This is a genomic window from Alcanivorax sp. 97CO-5, from assembly GCF_000524665.1.
Taxonomy (GTDB): Bacteria; Pseudomonadota; Gammaproteobacteria; order Pseudomonadales; family Alcanivoracaceae; genus Alcanivorax; species Alcanivorax borkumensis.
The window spans coordinates 47097-63256 of record NZ_KI965898.1 but is presented as its reverse complement, the minus strand read 5'-3'; the positions used below and the strand labels follow the sequence as shown (position 1 = coordinate 63256).

Genomic DNA, 16160 nt, shown 5'->3' with positions numbered 1-16160 from the left:
AAAACGTAAAAGGACAACAATATGAGCCAACCCGCCACCCTCGCCGATGCGGCCGCCTTGGCCCACGACATTGAAAGCCGGCTCAATCAGGTGCTGATTGGCCAACAACAGGTTGTCCGTGAAGTGCTCATCGCACTTATTTCCGGCGGCCACGTGCTTATCGAGGGCGTGCCCGGCTTAGGCAAAACCCTATTGGTACGCAGCCTGGGGCGGGTACTGGAGCTAGACTTTAACCGCATCCAGTTCACCCCGGACCTGATGCCCACCGACGTGACCGGCCACGCCATGTACGACCAAAAGACCGAGCAATTTCGCATCCGTCGCGGCCCGGCCTTTACCCAGCTACTGTTGGCGGATGAGATCAACCGGGCACCGGCAAAAACCCAAGCAGCCCTGTTGGAAGTGATGCAGGAGAGGCAAATCACCATCGAAGGCAAGGCCTTCACCCTCAGCGAACCCTACATGGTGCTCGCCACCCAGAACCCGCTAGACCAGGAGGGCACCTACCCGCTGCCAGAAGCGGAGCTGGACCGTTTTCTGTTCAAAGTGTTGATTGATTATCCGGCCCACGATGATGAAACCCGGCTGGTGAACATGGTGCTCGACGGCACCATCCGCGCCAGCCTGGATGTGGAAAGCCTAAGCCCGGCCACCGATGCGGTCGGCTTGCAGGCCATGAAAGCGCTCAGCAACGACGTACTGATCGACGCGCAAGTGCTGGACTATGCCCTGCGCATCGTCCGCGCTACTCGCGACTTCAACGGACTGACCCATGGCGCTAGCCCCCGGGCCAGTATTGCGCTGGCCCGGGCGGCCCGCGTTCATGCCATGTTCGAAGGCCGTGACTTCGTCACCCCAGACGACATCCAGCAGGTCGCTCGCCCCGTACTGCGCCATCGCATCCAACTCAGCGCCGACGCAGAAATCGAAGGGCAGACCCCGGAGACGGCACTGGCCCGCCTGCTGGACCAAGTGGAAGCACCGCGGCAATGAAGCCAGCCCCACGCCTGCTCCTCGCCGTGGCCCTCTGGGCCTTGAGCGCGATCTCGCTGCTGTTTTTTAGTAGCAACATCGCCAGCCTGCTGTGGTGGGCAGCCGGTGCTGTACTGGCGGCGTTCGCCCTGCTCGACTTGCTGCATGGCTGGCGCCGCCCGCCGCCAGCAGCACAGCGCATCGTCCCCAATGCCCTATCCGTTCAGCAGCCGCATCCCATCAAGGTACGCATCACCTCCGCCGATCTGCCCGCAACCGTCACCCTGGCAGACCATCACCCCGGCGACGACATGCTAACCGGTCTGCCCTGTCAGCTTGCCCGGGCCGAGAATGAGCTCACCGAATTCACCTACCATTACCGCCCCAGCCGACGTGGCCCGGTAAATTTCGGTGATCTGGAATTCTGGTTTCCCAGCCAGCTGGGCTTCTGGTCACTACGCAAAATTTGCCCGGCCCGTTGCACGGTGCCGGTCTACCCGGATTTTTCCCGCCTCAGCCAAACCCAGCTGGATGCCAACCATTCCTTTCTGCTCACCGGCACGCGGCTCAAACCTCGCCGTGGCGAAGGCATGGAGTTTCACCAATTACGCGAGTACCACCCTGGCGACAGCCTGCGGCAGATCGATTGGAAAGCCACTGCGCGCCGCCGCAGCTTGATCAGCCGGGAGTATCAGGATGAGCAAAATCAGCAAGTACTAATCATGCTCGATGGTGGCCGTCGGCTGGGCATGCCGGTGGGCAAACTCACCGGCTTCGACCATGCGCTGAATGCGTCACTGCTGCTAGCCTGGAGTGCGCTCAAACAAAAAGACAAAGCTGGCGCCATGTTGTTCTCCGGCGATCAACCTCGCTGGCTACCACCGGTACAGGGGCAAAATGGCATCAACCATTTGCTCAACGGGCTGTACGATTTGCATCCCAGCCGGCATGCCAGCGACTTCAGCCTGGCAGCGCGTCAGCTGGTGCGTCATAGCCGGCGAAGGGCGCTAGTGGTGCTGGTAACACGGCTGCAGCACGAAGACCGGGATGATCTGCTCAGCGCGGTTGGTTTAATGCGCCGCCATCATCTGGTGTTGATCGCCGATATGCTGCTGCCAGAGCAGGAAGCCCTCGCGCGCCAGCCGGTGGAAGATTTTGATCAGGCGTTAACCCTGTGTGCCGATGCCCAGGAACAAAAGCAACGCCAGCAGCTGCACACCCGCCTGCGCCACGCGGGCGCCTTGGTCACCAGCGCCACGCCCCAGAACATGCCCCAGCAGTTGAATCATTTATATCTGGCACTGAAACGCAGTGGCCGGCTTTAGTCGGATTACCGCCTACGAAAACAAGCACTGCAGCGCTTGCTGCAAAGATATGCCCTCGCGCCCATACGCCTGCGCCAGCACATCACACCAGCGGGCCGGCCGCTCAGGAAGACCTTCAGCCAACAAGCGCTCTGCTTTTGCTTTTACCTTCACCGCAAACGCCGTTTCATCGCCGCCCTCACCATTCAGGTTATCCAGAGATACTCGGAAGGTGTGCCCACAGGCAGCACAGAACAAGGCTTCAAGCGCCTGGGGGTAAACCTCTACCTGCACAAACTGCGCCTGTTGATCCGCGCTGCGGCCATCCGGTGCATACCAATAACCGTAGTCTTGTTGCTGACGGCGTACCGGGCCCGCCACGCACCAGTGGGCGATTTCGTGTAAGGCACTGCGGAAGTAATCGTGGGTATAGCAAATGCGATGAGGGGAACCGGGCAGGTACACAGGCTCAGCCGCGCCCCCTACTAACAGCGTGTCGTGGGAATGAAAAAAAGTCGCCCGGAACAGGGTTTCCAGATCACCACTGGCGTACACCTGCAAGGCAGTTTGCGGTATGGTAGCCGCCGTCTTGCGAACCTGATTCTGTTCTATTTCGTTCACCACACCCGTTCCGCTTACAACAGTGGCACCTGCCTATGTTATCCCGCCGTCAAGAGCTTGCCGCCCAACTCACCCTCGCATTGCCAATTCTGGGTGGGCAACTGGCACAAACGGCCAACGGCTTTGTGGACACCATGATGGCCGGCCGTGTTGGCGCCAATGATTTGGCGGCGGTGGCCGTGGGCGCCAGCATTTGGGTGCCCCTGTTCCTGTTCATGACCGGCGTACTGATGAGCGCCACCCCAATACTGTCGCGCCATCTCGGCGGCAAAGCTTATCACCGCATTAACCCCCTCGCCCAGCAGGGCCTCTGGTTGGCTCTTGTGCTAGGGGTTCTTTGCGCACTTATTCTACGCAGCATTGCTCCGTTATTGGTATGGATGGACGTGGATCCGGCGATCCGACCCATGGTCAGCGGCTACCTGGATGCGCTTAGCTGGGGCATGCCTGGCGCCGCCATTATGCTGGCGTTGCGCAGTTATACCGAGGCCATGAACCATACCCGGCCGGTGCTGCTAATCAGCGTAATCGGCCTAATGATCAACATCCCTAGTAACTATGTGCTGATCTACGGAAAACTGGGCTTCCCAGCCATGGGGGGAGTCGGCTGCGGTTGGGCCACCTCACTGGTAATGTGGTCCATGGCAATAATGATGATGGTCTATACCCATCGCCACCCGGTGTATCAGCATGCACCATTGAATCTGCGACAGCGGCATTTCGAGCGCGCCAATCTAGCCTACATGCTGCGGCTGGGCTTACCCGTAGGCCTGTCAATTTTCTTTGAGGTAAGTATCTTTGCGGTCATTGCCCTTCTCATCGGCAGCCTGGGGGCCCAGGTCGTCGCCAGCCACCAGATCGCGCTCAACTTCACCTCCCTGATTTTTATGGTGCCGCTGAGTTTCGCCCTGGCCGCCACCGTTCGGGTGGGTCACGCCCGAGGACGCAGCGATCAAAACGGTATTCGCGTGGCCGTGCAGGTGGCCATGGCAATCACCCTGGTGGTGGGCATCACCGCCGCCTCCAGTCTGGTGCTGGCCCGGCACTGGATTCCCCGTATTTATACCGACAACGGCTCGGTGATTGCACTCGCCAGCTACCTGTTGTTGTTCGCGGCCCTGTACCAGATCTCGGATGCATTGCAGGTTTGCGCCAACGGGTGCCTGCGCGGTTTCGAAGATACCGGCTGGCCCATGGTAATGACATTGCTGGCCTACTGGGGCATCGGCCTGCCCATCGGGTACGGCCTGGCATTAACTGATTGGTGGGTCGAGCCCATGGGCCCTGCCGGATTCTGGATCGGTCTGGTAGCGGGCTTGACCAGTGCCGCCGTCTTCCTTGGCTGGCGCTTGCGTTGGCGGCTCAAGCAACCGCTATCAGAGCCGGAAGTGTCAGCCTCTACCCCCTTCGCGTCCTGATCGAAAAGTTCGCTGTTCTTACAGTCTTTACACTCGAATGTCGCTGCGGCGCCACATTTACATTTCCTTTGCAGTTTGTTTGTAGATAATAACAATTCTCATTATTGTTGGCTTGTTTCTACATACTTATGACACCTTTCTCAATTACTTCACGCATTCTGGCTGCAGCTTTGGGTGGTTATGGCCTTGCGTCCCTGGCAGCCATGGCGCTGGCCGTGATATTACCAATGGCCCGCGATCAGGCCGTGATTATTGGCATCATGCTATCGCTCCTACTTTACTCTGCAGCAGCTATTTGGGCGTTTTGCGCACGTTCCAGCTGGCTGGCATGGGCCGGCATTCTCCTTCCTGGCCTGCTCTTTGGCGCCTTGTATTTATGGGGCACTGCCGTATGAATAAGTCATTCCGACAATCCATGGCCTGGCTACACACCTGGGCCGGCTTGTTACTTGGCTGGTTACTGGTGGCCATTTTTATTACTGGCACCAGCGCCTATTTCCGGGAAGAAATTACGCTGTGGATGCAGCCGGAAGTACATGATTCCACCCTGCAACCGGGTACGGTCGAGCTGGCGATGGCAGCCCTGAATGCCAAGGCGCCGGATGCCAAATCCTGGGACATCAACTTGCCGGGCCCCCGTCAGGCCGCCGTCGAGTTGCGCTGGCAACCCGCCAAACAGCCGAAAAACGGAGGCCGTCAGCGTGGCGAACAGATGCTCATGGATGCGGATAGCGGCGAGGTCGTTGCACCACGCGCCACCCGCGGCGGCAACTTTCTTTACCGTTTCCATTTTGAGCTGTACGGCATCGACCGCCTGTGGGCCCGATTGCTGGTCTGCCTGGCCACTATGTTCATGCTGATTGCCATTATCAGCGGGGTGATTACCCACAAGAAAATCTTCAAGGATTTCTTTACCTTCCGGCCGGGCAAGGGGCAGCGCTCCTGGCTGGACGCCCACAACGCTACCGCGGTACTCGCACTGCCCTACCATTTCATGATCACCTATTCCGGCCTGCTGCTGTTTATGACCCTGATCATGCCCTGGGGCATCGACGCTGCATACGAGGGAGATCGGCGTGCCTTCTTTTCTGAGGTGTTTTCCCGGGGAGAAACCCCGGCGGGTCCTGGTGCGCCGGAAGAAATGCTGGCAATCGGACCATTGATCGAACAAACCGAAGCCCGTTTCGGCAAACCGGTAGAACGCATCCAGATCACCAACCCCAATCGGGACAACGCGCAAATTACCTTGCAGGTAGACAGGGACCCGGCGGTCACCGATCGCCAGCGCGGTGGCGATCCAACGCAAGTATTCCAGGGTAATACCGGTGACCTGATCGACACGCGTATCCCCGCCAATGATCCGGTGTCACCGGGCTGGCGGATCTATAATTTCTTTACCAATGTGCACATGGCTCGCTTCGCCGACCCGCTAACCCGCTGGCTGTTCTTTCTGTTCGGGGTCGCCGGCTCCGCCATGACCGTGACCGGCATGCTGCTGTGGGTGAGCAAACGCACCCAGCAATTACGCCGGGATCAGCAGCCCGATCGGGCTCTGAAAATGGTGAGCGGACTGAACATGACCTCCATCACCGGGTTGATGCTGGCCATCGCCGCCTACTTCCTGGCCAACCGTTTGTTACCGGTCACGCTGACTGCTCGCGAAGACCGCGAGATTCAGATCTTCTTCATTGTTTGGCTGATGTCACTGGTGCATGGTCTGCTGCGTCCTAACCGCCAGGGCTGGATTGAGCAGGTCGCTGGCGCCTCGCTACTCTGGCTTGCCATACCCGTAGTCAACATCTTCACCACGGCGTCGCACCTGTTTACGCCTCTGGCCTGGCAACATGCAGCCATCGCCAGTTTCGATCTGGTCTGCCTGATCCTTGCTGCTTTGGGCGGGTATACCCTGTGGCGCTTGCAACACAAACCGCTGCCGGCAAAAGCTCGCCGTACCCGTACGCCGCGCGCCGCCAACACGGCCAGCAGTAAGCAACCTGCCGGAGACACCCCATGACGATGGTCCCGCCACTGTTTCTTGCCCTCGCTCTGGCCTATGCCGGCTTGACCAGCCTGTCTCTGGCCATGAAACGCCACCATGACCAGGTCATGGGTCGCAAGTTGCAACCGGAACGCGTGCGCTATTACCGATGGCCCGGCTGGTTGCTGTTGTCGTTATCGTTGTGGGTTACGTTGACGATCTGGCCCCTGGGATTGGCGCTTTTTATGTCCGTGGGGCTGGTGGCAATAGCCGGCCTGCCACTGGTGTTTTTACTGCCGTATCGCGCACAGTTAGCAGGACGACTGGCTATCGCCTTGCCCGTGTTGGCCATGCTGACCTGGTCGACGGCGGTGCTGGCTTAGGGCGTAGCCAGGGTGGGTGGAAAATCATCCACACAGCTTGTGGCCAGCAAGTGCCGGTAATAATCGGCACTAAGCCAGGGGCGTCCACTGAGCAGGTGATTCAGATACCAGCGCTCCGGACGAAGATCATCGGCTTGCCACTCGGTATTAGCGATATAAACCCAGGTGTGCCGCTCGCCCTCATCAGTCTGCACCAACAGTCGCTCACGGCAATAACGAGTCGGGTGGCCCTCGAACGGGTCCATACGCTCGATTTCCCGGTGGTCCCATAATTGGTACAAGACGCCCTGCACTTCCGCCCCGTCATGGTCCGCATTCACGATGTTCGCGTAGGCAATCCCTTCTTTACCATGGGCGCGCTTATTGAATGCCAGTTGCCAACCGGGTAATTGCGCCCGTAACGATTGCCGATAGCGCATGCCCCGCACCGCCATTCGTGCCGGGTTCATGTTCGAACCATAGGCAAAGTAATAATCACACTCCACACATCGCTCCTAATGATTGCTTGACGCCGGATGCCCGACGACGACGTAGCCTGCATTCAAAACCTGAAAAACTTAAACCTCGGTCGCCATGCTCTTTGCGCAAAACACATTACCCGATTACTTTCTGAATAATGGCCCTCCCTCAAAAAGAGGCACCGCACTAGCAAGATCTTCTAAGCCTAAGGGGTTTTACGTCAGACATCCGGCCCCGAGCGTTAGGCAAAATGCGGAACATGGCTGCCAGCAAATATCACCTACAGGCAGGCCCCCGCTTACCCACTACCAGCCCATTTTACCCTACGCAAACCGGTTATCTGCACCCGCTTGCATGGCACCGCATGACAGGCTAACGTGAATTAACGGGCCGTGCCGAGCGATTTACTGAGATCGCGCTCACGCCCTAAGGTAACGTACCGGGAGAAGCCCATGACTCAGGCGAACCGGCAACACCCAGGCGGAAACAATGTTGTTTCCTTCCCTCCACGCCGCAAAGCGGCCAAGCCCCCTATTTTGCGTTTATCTCCGGAATACGATGGCATCGAGCTGCTATATGCCAACGACCACCACCCCGACAAATTATTCTCTTTAAAAGTGCTCGCTTGGGCGCGACTGGCCAATGGTGACACCGTAGCCATGGTTCCCTGGCTCAAGGAGCCGGTCACCGCCATGGCGCTGGCTGATCCACTGAATGGACGCTGGGAAGGTTACCGACTACCTGGCAGCGATTATTTGTTTGTCAATGCGCCTGAACATAAGGTTAAAGAGATGGATGCCGCCCTGTCGTTTTTCGGCAAGCCCCAGCCCGGCGAGCAAGCTATTCAGGAAATCCCTGACACCATCGGCACCCATGCGGTGTTTTCCGACGATGATTTCCACACCATTAGTCTCATGGAGGTGGTCAGCTGGAAGCTGTTTGCTGATGGCACCCTGTCAGCCATGGTGGCACAAGAAAACGACCCGGTTGAGACACCGATTTTGCCCGGTGCAGAATGCCTGACCACAGCACAGTCGCTACCGGCCTTTCGCTATTTCTTCCAGCACGGCATAGCCAATAAATTGAAGGAGAGAGACCCGGAAGCGCTGGCGGCAGTGGCTATTCTGGCGAAAAGCTGAACACTGCCGCGCGGTATTCGATGAAATGATGAGCGCTAATTGAACGCGTTGCAGCTAGCGTAGCCGTGTTCAATTAGCCCTCTTTCTTCTTGATCCAATACAAGAACAACTCACCATCGCGTTGCTGATCAACCAGGCTATGACCGAGAAACTGGCAGAATTTCGGAATATCCCGTTCAGTGGAAGGGTCGGTAGCGCGCACCGCCAACACTTCGCCGGGCTGCATGTCCCGCACCTTGTTGTGCAGCATCATCACAGGCTCAGGGCATAACAGGCCGGTGGCATCGAGTTCGTGTTGGGCATCCAATGACATCAGGGCTCTCCTCGTGGTGCACCATGGGCAGCCACCGGTGGCTGCCAGAAAAAGGCAGCCATTATAACGACTGCACTGAGAATCGCAGCCAGCAGGAAATGCGACGCATAGCCCAGCCACGCCACGCTGAATCCACTGGCCAAAGTAAAGGCACCCACCGCGAACAATTGCACCGAAGCCTGCACGGTATAATCACTGCCCTCATGGCCGCTACGGCAGTAATCCATCATCACCACAAACAGGGCCACCGTGGACAAGCCATCCGCCCATTGCTCAAACAATGCCACCGCCCAGATCCACGGCTCAGCTGCAGGGTCTGGACCCCAGGCAGCCACCCACCACCAACCGATAAATGACAGCGCCTGCAAACCGGCAAAACCGAACAGCGCCACACGACGACTTAATCGCATCATCACCAGCCCCGCCAAGCCTGCCCCTGCCAAGCCGACCAATGACGTCACCAGGTCTAAGCGACCGATTTCCGCCAACGTCCAGTGACTGTCGACCAGAAAAGGTTTGATCATGCGGGTGCCGAAACCATCGCCCACCTTATAGGCCAGCAGGACCACCAGCCACACGCCCAACCCCGGCCTACGCCAGAACAGCGCCAGTTGGCGAAGCCACCATCGGGTTGTCACCGGCTTGCGCGGCCGGGCAGGCTCAAGAGGCTCGTCAAATCGCCAGGCGGTGAATGCCACTAGCAACAGCATGACAATGATCGCCAGCAGTGTGGCCTGCCACCCCAATACCCCAACCAACATCAACAGAGCGCCACTGCCCAGGATCATGCCTATTTTGTAGCCACTAACCTGCACACTGTTACCCAGGCCCCGTAGCTCTGGAGTCAGTAAGCGTGCTGCTAAGCCATCGGTGGCAATATCCTGGGTTGCGCTGAACAGGTTAAGTAAAAACAACATCACGATAAGCACCGCAAAACCGGGGCCGAACAGCCAACCTTGCGGCAGCAAGGCCGCACAGGCCAGCACCGTCACAACCCCGGTCAGGCAGGCCAGGATCCAGCGTTTACGGTGATTGGGGCGGCCACTCCCCCAGCGATCCACCCAGGGCGCCCAGATAAACTTCAAGGCCCACGGCACGGCGGGCAATGCCAGCAAGCCGATCCATTCTGGTGACAGGCCCGCATCCCTAGCCAGCGCGGGCATGGACTTGCCCAGCAAGCCAGCTGGCAAGCCTTGGGCGAAGTACAGCATACCCAGGGTAGCGAATAGCGCAGCGCCACGACCGCGCTCAGTACTCACGATCAGTAGCTCCGATGAAAGCTGGCCCAGACGGTAATCTCTTCACGATCGTAATACAGGTGCGCGGCCTTAATTACCGGCTCACCCAGGTGATCCATGCGCTCCATGGCCGCAGTCAGTTTTTCCAACAATTGCCACGTTTCTTGGAATCGGCGTTTCATCGGCAGTTTCAGATTAAACAATGCCGCGGTGGCCCAACCCTGGGTAAGCCACTTTTCCATGTGTTGCAAAGTACGGGCAGGCTTGTCCACCACATCGCACACCACCAGATCCACCTTACTGCGCGGGCGCCAAGTAAAGGCATCACCGTAGACATGCTGCACCGGGTATTCGTCCAGCAGCCGGGGGGCCATCTTGCCGTGGTCCACCGCCTGCACACGAATGCCCCGTCGGGCCAGTTGCCAGCTCCAGCCCCCCGGGGCCGCCCCCAAGTCCACCGCTGTTTTGGCGTTTAACGCATCGGCACTACCAAAGAAACGTATCAACGCCTCTTCCACTTTTAGTGCCGAACGGCTCGGCGCTTCTGCAGGTAATCGCAAGCGCAACACACCACCTTCTACAAGCGGCACAGCGCTGGGGCTGGTGCCAACCCAACCATTGTGTGAATCACTGAAAAAAAGATGTAGCCGCTGTTTCGCTTGGCGGCGCAGCAAGCCGACTTTCTTCAACCGAGGTTCCAATGCCTTGCGAAAACCACGCAAGAACCGCTGCAGCTCGCGTCCTTCATTGGTATCCGGGTGTTCAAGATATAGCTCACTAAAGGGGCCTGCGGCTTCCAACAAAGGCCACAAAGCACTGATACGGTCGTCGCCTATATCGCTAAACTCGCCCTCGCATACACTTAGCGTGCGGGCAAAGATCAAGCCGCTTTCTTGCAGGCTCGCCAACGAGCCTTGTTGGCTATGCCAGAGCACATACCCACTATTGGCGGTAGCGCGGGGATAACCGGCCACCATTTGATCTGCCGCGTGGAAATTCAATTCGGCAGCCAGGTCAGCCTCAAAGCCCGGTCGACACAGGGCCAGCAAGGTCTCGGACTGGGAATTCAACAAGTCACTGTGCATGGAGCTCTCGCGCTGATTACAATGCTGCCCATTGTCCTTATCACAGCGGCTCGATCAATAATGAAAACAGACTGCCGCTGATCCTAAGCCCTGTACGCTGGTGTCTTCTCGCCCACTCTGGATGGGATTTCTACGCTGAAGCCCAGATGAGGCGGGCGGAAAATGGCCCGAACGGGTTCGGTGCCATGGATGAGCTAAATATTAAGATGAGGCTATGGCATAGCCGGGACGCACTGAACAAAAGCCCGGATTTTGTTTGAACATCAGTTTCGCCAGTCAAGGCGACTCCCGCCATGAGCCATACGGCAGCGGGAATGCCCCTTTGCATGGAGCGCTCTACACTACTTCACAAATACCACCGTTTTGTTACCGTCCACGATTACCCGGTCTTCAAGGTGCCAACGCACCGCACGCAACATCACCTGCCGCTCCACGTCCTGCCCCAATGAACGCAACTCCGAAGCGGAATGGCGGTGGCTAACACGCTGCACGTTTTGCTCGATAATGGGCCCCTGGTCCAGGTCTTCCGTTACATAGTGGCTGGTAGCACCGATCAACTTCACCCCCTTGTCGTGGGCCTGCTGATAAGGGTTCGCCCCCACAAAGGCCGGCAGGAAAGAGTGATGAATGTTGATGACACGATGCGGGTAATGAGACACAAAGTTTGAACTAAGGATCTGCATATAACGGGCCAATACCACCACATCCACTTTACCGTCAAGCTTGGCCAAAGCCTCGGCTTCCGCTTCGGCCTTATTGTCTGCACTGACCGGGATATGGTGATACTCGATGCCAAAACGCTCGACTTCGTCGCGCAGATCATCGTGATTGCTAATCACAATAGGAATGGTGGCAGGCAAGTCGCCACGGGAGGTGCGCCAGAGCAGATCCATGAGCACATGGTCATGCCGAGACACCAACACTCCCATACGTTTTTTCTCACTGGCGTAGCTGATTTGCCACTGCATGCCATAGGGTTCAGCCACCCGATTGGCAAAGTTATTGCGAAGTGCCTCCCGAGAACAGTCCAGTTCCGGTGTCTGAAATTCCAAGCGCAAGAAGAAGGTGCCGCCGTGGGCATCGCTGGAATGCTGATCGAAATCGGTGATGTTGGCACCGTGGTTATACAAGAAGGTGCTCACCGCACTGATGATCCCGGGTTTATCCGGGCAGGTCACCAGCAGCCGTGCCGTGTCGGCATCATTAACTGTCATGGACGTCTCAGAGCTAATCGTTAGTAAGAGGAAGCATCGTGCCCTAGCTACAGATTGACGCCAAAATGCTCTCGCCGGAAATTGGACGGCGTTTTCCCGGTCCACTTCTTGAAGGCCCGGTGAAAAGAGCTTGCTTCACTAAAGCCCATCAGCAACGCGATTTCGTCGATGCTGAGATCTGGTTTGGAGAGATAATAGACCGACGCATCTTTACGGATAGCATCCTTAATCTCCTGGTAGCTAGTGTTGGCTTCTTTGAGCCGGCGCCGCAGGGTTTGCGGGGTCATGTTCAACTTGCCGCAAATTTCCGTAAAATCCGGAAAGCTATTGCCGTATTCGTTAGAAATAATCGCGCGAATCTGGGCCGGTAATCCCACATTGTGAATATTACCGTCAAACAGCTGAGCCAAAGATTCTTTTAGAAACTTGGAGAGAGAAAGATCATTTTGTACCAGTGGCAAATCGAGGAAGTCAGCCCGGAACGTCACCTCATTGGCATCGGCTTGGTACTCAATAGGGCAATCGAACAGGAATCGATGCTCCTCACCATTACGCACATCGGAGTAATCCAGCGTCACCAGTTTAGGTTCAATGGCTTTGCCCACCAACCAGCTCATAAAACGCAGCCAAATAAACAGCGACGCCTCAATAATGACTTCGCGGAAGTCCAACCTGGGATCGGCTTCCACGACTAACTTCGCCACATCGCCATCACGCTCAATACGCGACTGCAAGCTCAGTTCGAATAAGTCGTAGAAACGAATCCCCCGCTCTACCGCTGAGCCCAGGTTCGGGCAGTTGATCACCGCATGGGCCATCATGGAGAAGGTGCCGGGCTTGGATTTTCGTCCCTGGCCAAAACCCAGGAACTCATCCTGAGTCTGGGTCATGATCAGCAGCATCATGCGGATAAAGGTATCCCGCTCAATGGTTCCCTCCGGATCATCCAGCAATTGCCGTGGAATATTACACTGGTCCAAAATCTCGGGAATGCTGGCACCGGAACGAGCCGCACCCTGTAACAACTTCACCACCCGATTAATATTGATCGTTCTGCGATGGTACATCGACCTCCACCCTCACACCTTTGGCACTGCCATTAAGCGAAATCGCACCCGTCAGCATTATTATCGGCACGCCTAGTATCTGCCGGCCTGCCGCTTTGAAGAGCCCGGGAGCGTCAATCATAATGAAACTGGCCGAAATTAACATACTGTCTACCCCGTCTGGAGGGTTAAAAGCACTTCAGATCGGAAAAAGCAGCTTCACATAAACACCACACTTGTTCTCCTGCGCTGTCTGCGATAAAAATTAGTGATGAATGTTCTTGTCGTTGAAAGTAACAAGGCTGTCAGCCTTATCATCTGTCGCATCATCGAAGAACTAGGCCACCGATATGTGTTGGCCGCAGACGGTGAGGCCGCACTGCGCCTGTATCACCAGCGAGACATTGGTCTACTGATCCTCGATGTAGAACTCCCCATACTGGACGGTTTCACCGTGGCTCAAGACGTTCGCAACGGCAATGCGGCTATCCCCATTCTATTTATTTCTAAAAACAACAGTGAGGCCTGTTTACAACAATGCGTGGATGCGGGCGGCGATACTTTGATGCCCAAACCCTTACGGCCCAGCGTATTACGCGCCTGGCTTTACAGCAGGCTCACCCCTACAAACCCCAGCACTCAGCTTTCTCCCACCGCCGGCTGATCTCCTCCCGTGGTCTTTACTTCAAACATTCCTCCTCCCTCCCGATTGAGACACCAACCGGTTTTCTCTTGTGAATAAATTAACACAAAAAAAACCCGGCTGGATAAGCCGGGCTTTTTTTATGGAACGATATCTCAAGGGTTACTTGTAGATTTCGCCTTTTTTCGCTTTTTCTACCAGAGAAGCTGGCGGGGTGAAACGCTCACCGTAGAGCTTGGCCAGTTCCTCAGCCCGTGCAACAAAGCCGCTCAGGCCGCCTTCGTACTGGTTGATGTACTGCATCACACCACCAGACCAGGCCGGGAAGCCGATACCAAAGATAGAACCGATATTGGCATCCGCTACTGAGTCAATCACACCTTCGTCAAAGCATTTCACCGCTTCGATGGACTCAATGAACATCATTCGCTCTTTGATATCCTCGAACGGCATATCTTTGCTGCCACCGAAGGCATCAGCCAAACCGGACCACAGGTGCTTCTTGCCGTTTTCTGGATACTCGTAAAAGCCTTTACCTTGCAACTTGCCTGGACGGCCCAGCTCTTCGACCATCTTTTTCATGACCACTTCAGCGGGATGCTCTGGCGGCGGCTCAACCCCTTCACGCTTGGCATCATCACGGGCCGCATTACCAATCTTCAGTGCGGTTTCCATGTTGATTTCATCGATCAGGTTAAGGGTACCCACCGGATAGCCTGCCTGCATCGCCGCCTGCTCAATGGACTGGGCACTGACGCCCTCACCCAGCATAGCGATGCCTTCATTGACGAAAGTACCAATGACGCGGGTGGTGAAGAAGCCACGGGCATCGTTGACCACGATCGGGGTTTTCTTGATCTGCAAGCAGTAGTCGTAGGTCTTGGCCAACGCTTCCGGGCTAGTATCTTTACCGCAGATAATTTCCACCAGCGGCATCTTGTCCACCGGGCTGAAGAAATGAATACCAATGAAGTTATTCTGCTTCTTAACGCCCTGGGCCAAGCCAGTGATCGGCAGCGAAGAGGTGTTAGAACCCAACACCGCATCCGGATTAACCACGTCTTCGATTTCCTGGAAAACCTTGTGCTTCAGCTCAGTGTTTTCGAACACAGCTTCAATCACAAAATCCACGCCTTCCAGGTCTTTCGCATCGGCGGTGGCGGTAATACGTCCAAGGATTTCCTCTTTCTTCTCCTGGGTCATCTTGCCCTTGGAGATTTCCTTGTCGAGAAGCTTACGGGAATAGTCTTTACCCTTTTCCGCATTCTCGGCGGAAACATCCTTCAACACCACCTGCGCACCAGAGCGAGCCGTTACATAGGCCACGCCTGCGCCCATCATGCCAGCACCTAAAACCCCGACCTTCTCAGCACGGAATTTTTCAACCCCATCCGGACGGCTCGCGCCACCATTGATGGCCTGCAAGTTGAAGAAGAAGGCGGTAATCATGTTCTTGGCAACCTGACTGGTCACCAAAGAAAGGAAATAACGACCTTCAATAAGAGCGGCGCTATCAAAATCTACTGCCGCACCTTCGATGGCCGCAGACATGATTGCCAGCGGGGCCGGATAGTTAGCGCCCTTCAGTTGTTTCTTCAGGTTCGCTGGGAAAGCCGGCAAGTTAGCCGCAAACTTAGGGTTCTTCGGGTCACCACCGGGAATTTTGTAACCTTTCTGGTCCCAGGGTTGCTGGGCTTTCGGGTTGGCCTTAATCCACTCACGAGCCTTGGCCATCATTTCGTCACGATCTGCTACCAGCTCGTCGATCAGCCCGACCTTCTGCGCTTTCTCCGCTTTCATGCGCTGACCCTGCATCAGCACCTTCATCAGGCCATCCTGAATACCCAGCATGCGTACCACGCGAGTCACGCCACCGCCACCGGGCAGCAAGCCCAGGGATACTTCAGGCAGACCAAACTGCGCAGATTTATCATTGATAGCAATGCGGTGATGACAGGCCAAGGCGATTTCCAAACCACCACCCAAAGCCGTGCCATTCATGGCCGCAACCACTGGCTTGCCGAGTGTTTCCAGCGTACGCAGCTGACTTTTAAGCTGGGCCATTCCGGCCATAAACTGCGGGCCATCTTCCTTACGCGCCTTCAGTAAGTCACGCAGGTCGCCACCGGCAAAGAAAGTTTTTTTCGCAGAGGTAATGATCACCCCAGCAATTTCATCTTTTTCTTTCTCCAGACGCTCAACGACCGCTGCCATGGACTTGCCGTACAGCTCATTCATGGTGTTGGCGGACTGGTTGGGATCATCCAGGGTCAGAACGACAATATTGTCCGCGTCTTTTTCCCAACGAATAGCAGTTTGTTCACTCATATCTTTACTCCGAAATCGT

Annotated in this window: 16 protein-coding genes; 8 read left to right on the top strand and 8 right to left on the bottom strand. The window is 56.5% G+C overall.

Annotated features, from left to right (window positions below; translation table 11 throughout):
• The first annotated feature begins 21 nt into the window (after window positions 1-21).
• The gene (locus Y017_RS08350; protein WP_035460290.1) at window positions 22-993 is read left to right on the top strand and encodes a MoxR family ATPase; all 972 of its coding nucleotides are present in this window, start codon (window positions 22-24) and stop codon (window positions 991-993) included.
• A complete protein-coding gene (locus Y017_RS08345) occupies window positions 990-2297 on the top strand; it encodes a DUF58 domain-containing protein (RefSeq protein WP_035460289.1) in 1308 nt (435 codons plus the stop codon). Before Y017_RS08350 ends, Y017_RS08345 begins: the two co-directional genes overlap by 4 nt.
• A gap of 12 nt (window positions 2298-2309) precedes the next feature.
• On the opposite strand, the gene Y017_RS08340 is transcribed toward Y017_RS08345, so the two are convergent.
• Window positions 2310-2888, bottom strand: a complete 579-nt coding sequence (locus tag Y017_RS08340) for an elongation factor P hydroxylase (protein WP_369751979.1) — start codon at window positions 2886-2888, stop codon at window positions 2310-2312.
• Window positions 2889-2932: 44 nt separating this feature from the next.
• Here Y017_RS08340 and Y017_RS08335 point away from each other — a divergent pair, with 44 nt between their 5' ends.
• The 4 genes from Y017_RS08335 (at window position 2933) to Y017_RS08320 (ending at window position 6676) form a co-directional block, all read left to right on the top strand.
• Entirely contained in the window at window positions 2933-4315 is a 1383-nt protein-coding gene (locus Y017_RS08335) for an MATE family efflux transporter (protein ID WP_011588835.1), read from the top strand.
• Between the two features lie 128 nt (window positions 4316-4443).
• Complete coding sequence (locus Y017_RS08330) at window positions 4444-4710, top strand: DUF3649 domain-containing protein (protein ID WP_035460288.1); 267 nt, start codon at window positions 4444-4446, stop codon at window positions 4708-4710.
• Window positions 4707-6329 carry a PepSY domain-containing protein gene (locus Y017_RS08325; protein ID WP_035460286.1) on the top strand — a complete coding sequence of 541 codons (1623 nt, stop codon included), beginning with the start codon at window positions 4707-4709 and terminating at the stop codon, window positions 6327-6329. The genes Y017_RS08330 and Y017_RS08325 overlap by 4 nt, the downstream gene beginning before the upstream one ends.
• Window positions 6326-6676, top strand: a complete 351-nt coding sequence (locus Y017_RS08320) for a DUF3325 domain-containing protein (RefSeq protein ID WP_011588838.1) — start codon at window positions 6326-6328, stop codon at window positions 6674-6676. The genes Y017_RS08325 and Y017_RS08320 overlap by 4 nt, the downstream gene beginning before the upstream one ends.
• Here the strand turns inward: Y017_RS08320 and Y017_RS08315 are convergent.
• Window positions 6673-7161: a gamma-glutamylcyclotransferase family protein gene (locus Y017_RS08315; protein ID WP_011588839.1), complete on the bottom strand. Its 489-nt coding sequence runs from the start codon at window positions 7159-7161 to the stop codon at window positions 6673-6675. The genes Y017_RS08320 and Y017_RS08315 overlap by 4 nt on opposite strands.
• A gap of 426 nt (window positions 7162-7587) precedes the next feature.
• Here Y017_RS08315 and Y017_RS08310 point away from each other — a divergent pair, with 426 nt between their 5' ends.
• Window positions 7588-8274, top strand: a complete 687-nt coding sequence (locus Y017_RS08310; protein ID WP_011588840.1) for a hypothetical protein — start codon at window positions 7588-7590, stop codon at window positions 8272-8274.
• Between the two features lie 73 nt (window positions 8275-8347).
• On the opposite strand, the gene tusA is transcribed toward Y017_RS08310, so the two are convergent.
• The 5 genes from tusA to Y017_RS08285 all read right to left on the bottom strand — a co-directional run bounded on the left by tusA (window position 8348) and on the right by Y017_RS08285 (window position 13191).
• A complete protein-coding gene (gene tusA / locus Y017_RS08305) occupies window positions 8348-8587 on the bottom strand; it encodes a sulfurtransferase TusA (RefSeq protein ID WP_011588841.1) in 240 nt (79 codons plus the stop codon).
• On the bottom strand, window positions 8587-9846 hold the full coding sequence (locus Y017_RS08300; protein WP_011588842.1) for an MFS transporter: 1260 nt from the start codon (window positions 9844-9846) through the stop codon (window positions 8587-8589). Before Y017_RS08300 ends, tusA begins: the two co-directional genes overlap by 1 nt.
• Window positions 9847-9848: 2 nt before the next feature.
• The gene (rlmM, locus tag Y017_RS08295; protein WP_011588843.1) at window positions 9849-10910 is read right to left on the bottom strand and encodes a 23S rRNA (cytidine(2498)-2'-O)-methyltransferase RlmM; all 1062 of its coding nucleotides are present in this window, start codon (window positions 10908-10910) and stop codon (window positions 9849-9851) included.
• 341 nt (window positions 10911-11251) lie between these two features.
• Window positions 11252-12124, bottom strand: a complete 873-nt coding sequence (gene purU, locus Y017_RS08290) for a formyltetrahydrofolate deformylase (protein WP_011588844.1) — start codon at window positions 12122-12124, stop codon at window positions 11252-11254.
• 47 nt (window positions 12125-12171) lie between these two features.
• Complete coding sequence (locus tag Y017_RS08285; protein ID WP_011588845.1) at window positions 12172-13191, bottom strand: AraC family transcriptional regulator; 1020 nt, start codon at window positions 13189-13191, stop codon at window positions 12172-12174.
• 250 nt (window positions 13192-13441) lie between these two features.
• Between Y017_RS08285 and Y017_RS08280 the strand changes: the two genes are divergently transcribed.
• Window positions 13442-13834 (top strand): response regulator, encoded by a 393-nt coding sequence (locus Y017_RS08280; RefSeq protein WP_035460282.1) that lies wholly within the window; start codon window positions 13442-13444, stop codon window positions 13832-13834.
• A 141-nt stretch (window positions 13835-13975) separates the two neighbouring features.
• Here Y017_RS08280 and Y017_RS08275 read toward each other — a convergent pair whose 3' ends face one another.
• Window positions 13976-16141 (bottom strand): 3-hydroxyacyl-CoA dehydrogenase NAD-binding domain-containing protein, encoded by a 2166-nt coding sequence (locus tag Y017_RS08275; protein WP_011588847.1) that lies wholly within the window; start codon window positions 16139-16141, stop codon window positions 13976-13978.
• Window positions 16142-16160: the final 19 nt, after the last annotated feature.

What these genes read in the sequence shown, in the direction of transcription:
- Y017_RS08350 (WP_035460290.1), top strand. Translation starts at nt 22, where the DNA reads ATGAGCCAACCCGCCACCCTCGCCGATGCGGCCGCCTTGGCCCACGAC.
- Y017_RS08345 (WP_035460289.1), top strand. Translation starts at nt 990, where the DNA reads ATGAAGCCAGCCCCACGCCTGCTCCTCGCCGTGGCCCTCTGGGCCTTG.
- Y017_RS08335 (WP_011588835.1), top strand. Translation starts at nt 2,933, where the DNA reads ATGTTATCCCGCCGTCAAGAGCTTGCCGCCCAACTCACCCTCGCATTG.
- Y017_RS08330 (WP_035460288.1), top strand. Translation starts at nt 4,444, where the DNA reads ATGACACCTTTCTCAATTACTTCACGCATTCTGGCTGCAGCTTTGGGT.
- Y017_RS08325 (WP_035460286.1), top strand. Translation starts at nt 4,707, where the DNA reads ATGAATAAGTCATTCCGACAATCCATGGCCTGGCTACACACCTGGGCC.
- Y017_RS08320 (WP_011588838.1), top strand. Translation starts at nt 6,326, where the DNA reads ATGACGATGGTCCCGCCACTGTTTCTTGCCCTCGCTCTGGCCTATGCC.
- Y017_RS08310 (WP_011588840.1), top strand. Translation starts at nt 7,588, where the DNA reads ATGACTCAGGCGAACCGGCAACACCCAGGCGGAAACAATGTTGTTTCC.
- tusA (WP_011588841.1), bottom strand. Translation starts at nt 8,587, where the DNA reads ATGTCATTGGATGCCCAACACGAACTCGATGCCACCGGCCTGTTATGC.
- rlmM (WP_011588843.1), bottom strand. Translation starts at nt 10,910, where the DNA reads ATGCACAGTGACTTGTTGAATTCCCAGTCCGAGACCTTGCTGGCCCTG.
- purU (WP_011588844.1), bottom strand. Translation starts at nt 12,124, where the DNA reads ATGACAGTTAATGATGCCGACACGGCACGGCTGCTGGTGACCTGCCCG.
- Y017_RS08285 (WP_011588845.1), bottom strand. Translation starts at nt 13,191, where the DNA reads ATGTACCATCGCAGAACGATCAATATTAATCGGGTGGTGAAGTTGTTA.
- Y017_RS08280 (WP_035460282.1), top strand. Translation starts at nt 13,442, where the DNA reads ATGAATGTTCTTGTCGTTGAAAGTAACAAGGCTGTCAGCCTTATCATC.
- Y017_RS08275 (WP_011588847.1), bottom strand. Translation starts at nt 16,141, where the DNA reads ATGAGTGAACAAACTGCTATTCGTTGGGAAAAAGACGCGGACAATATT.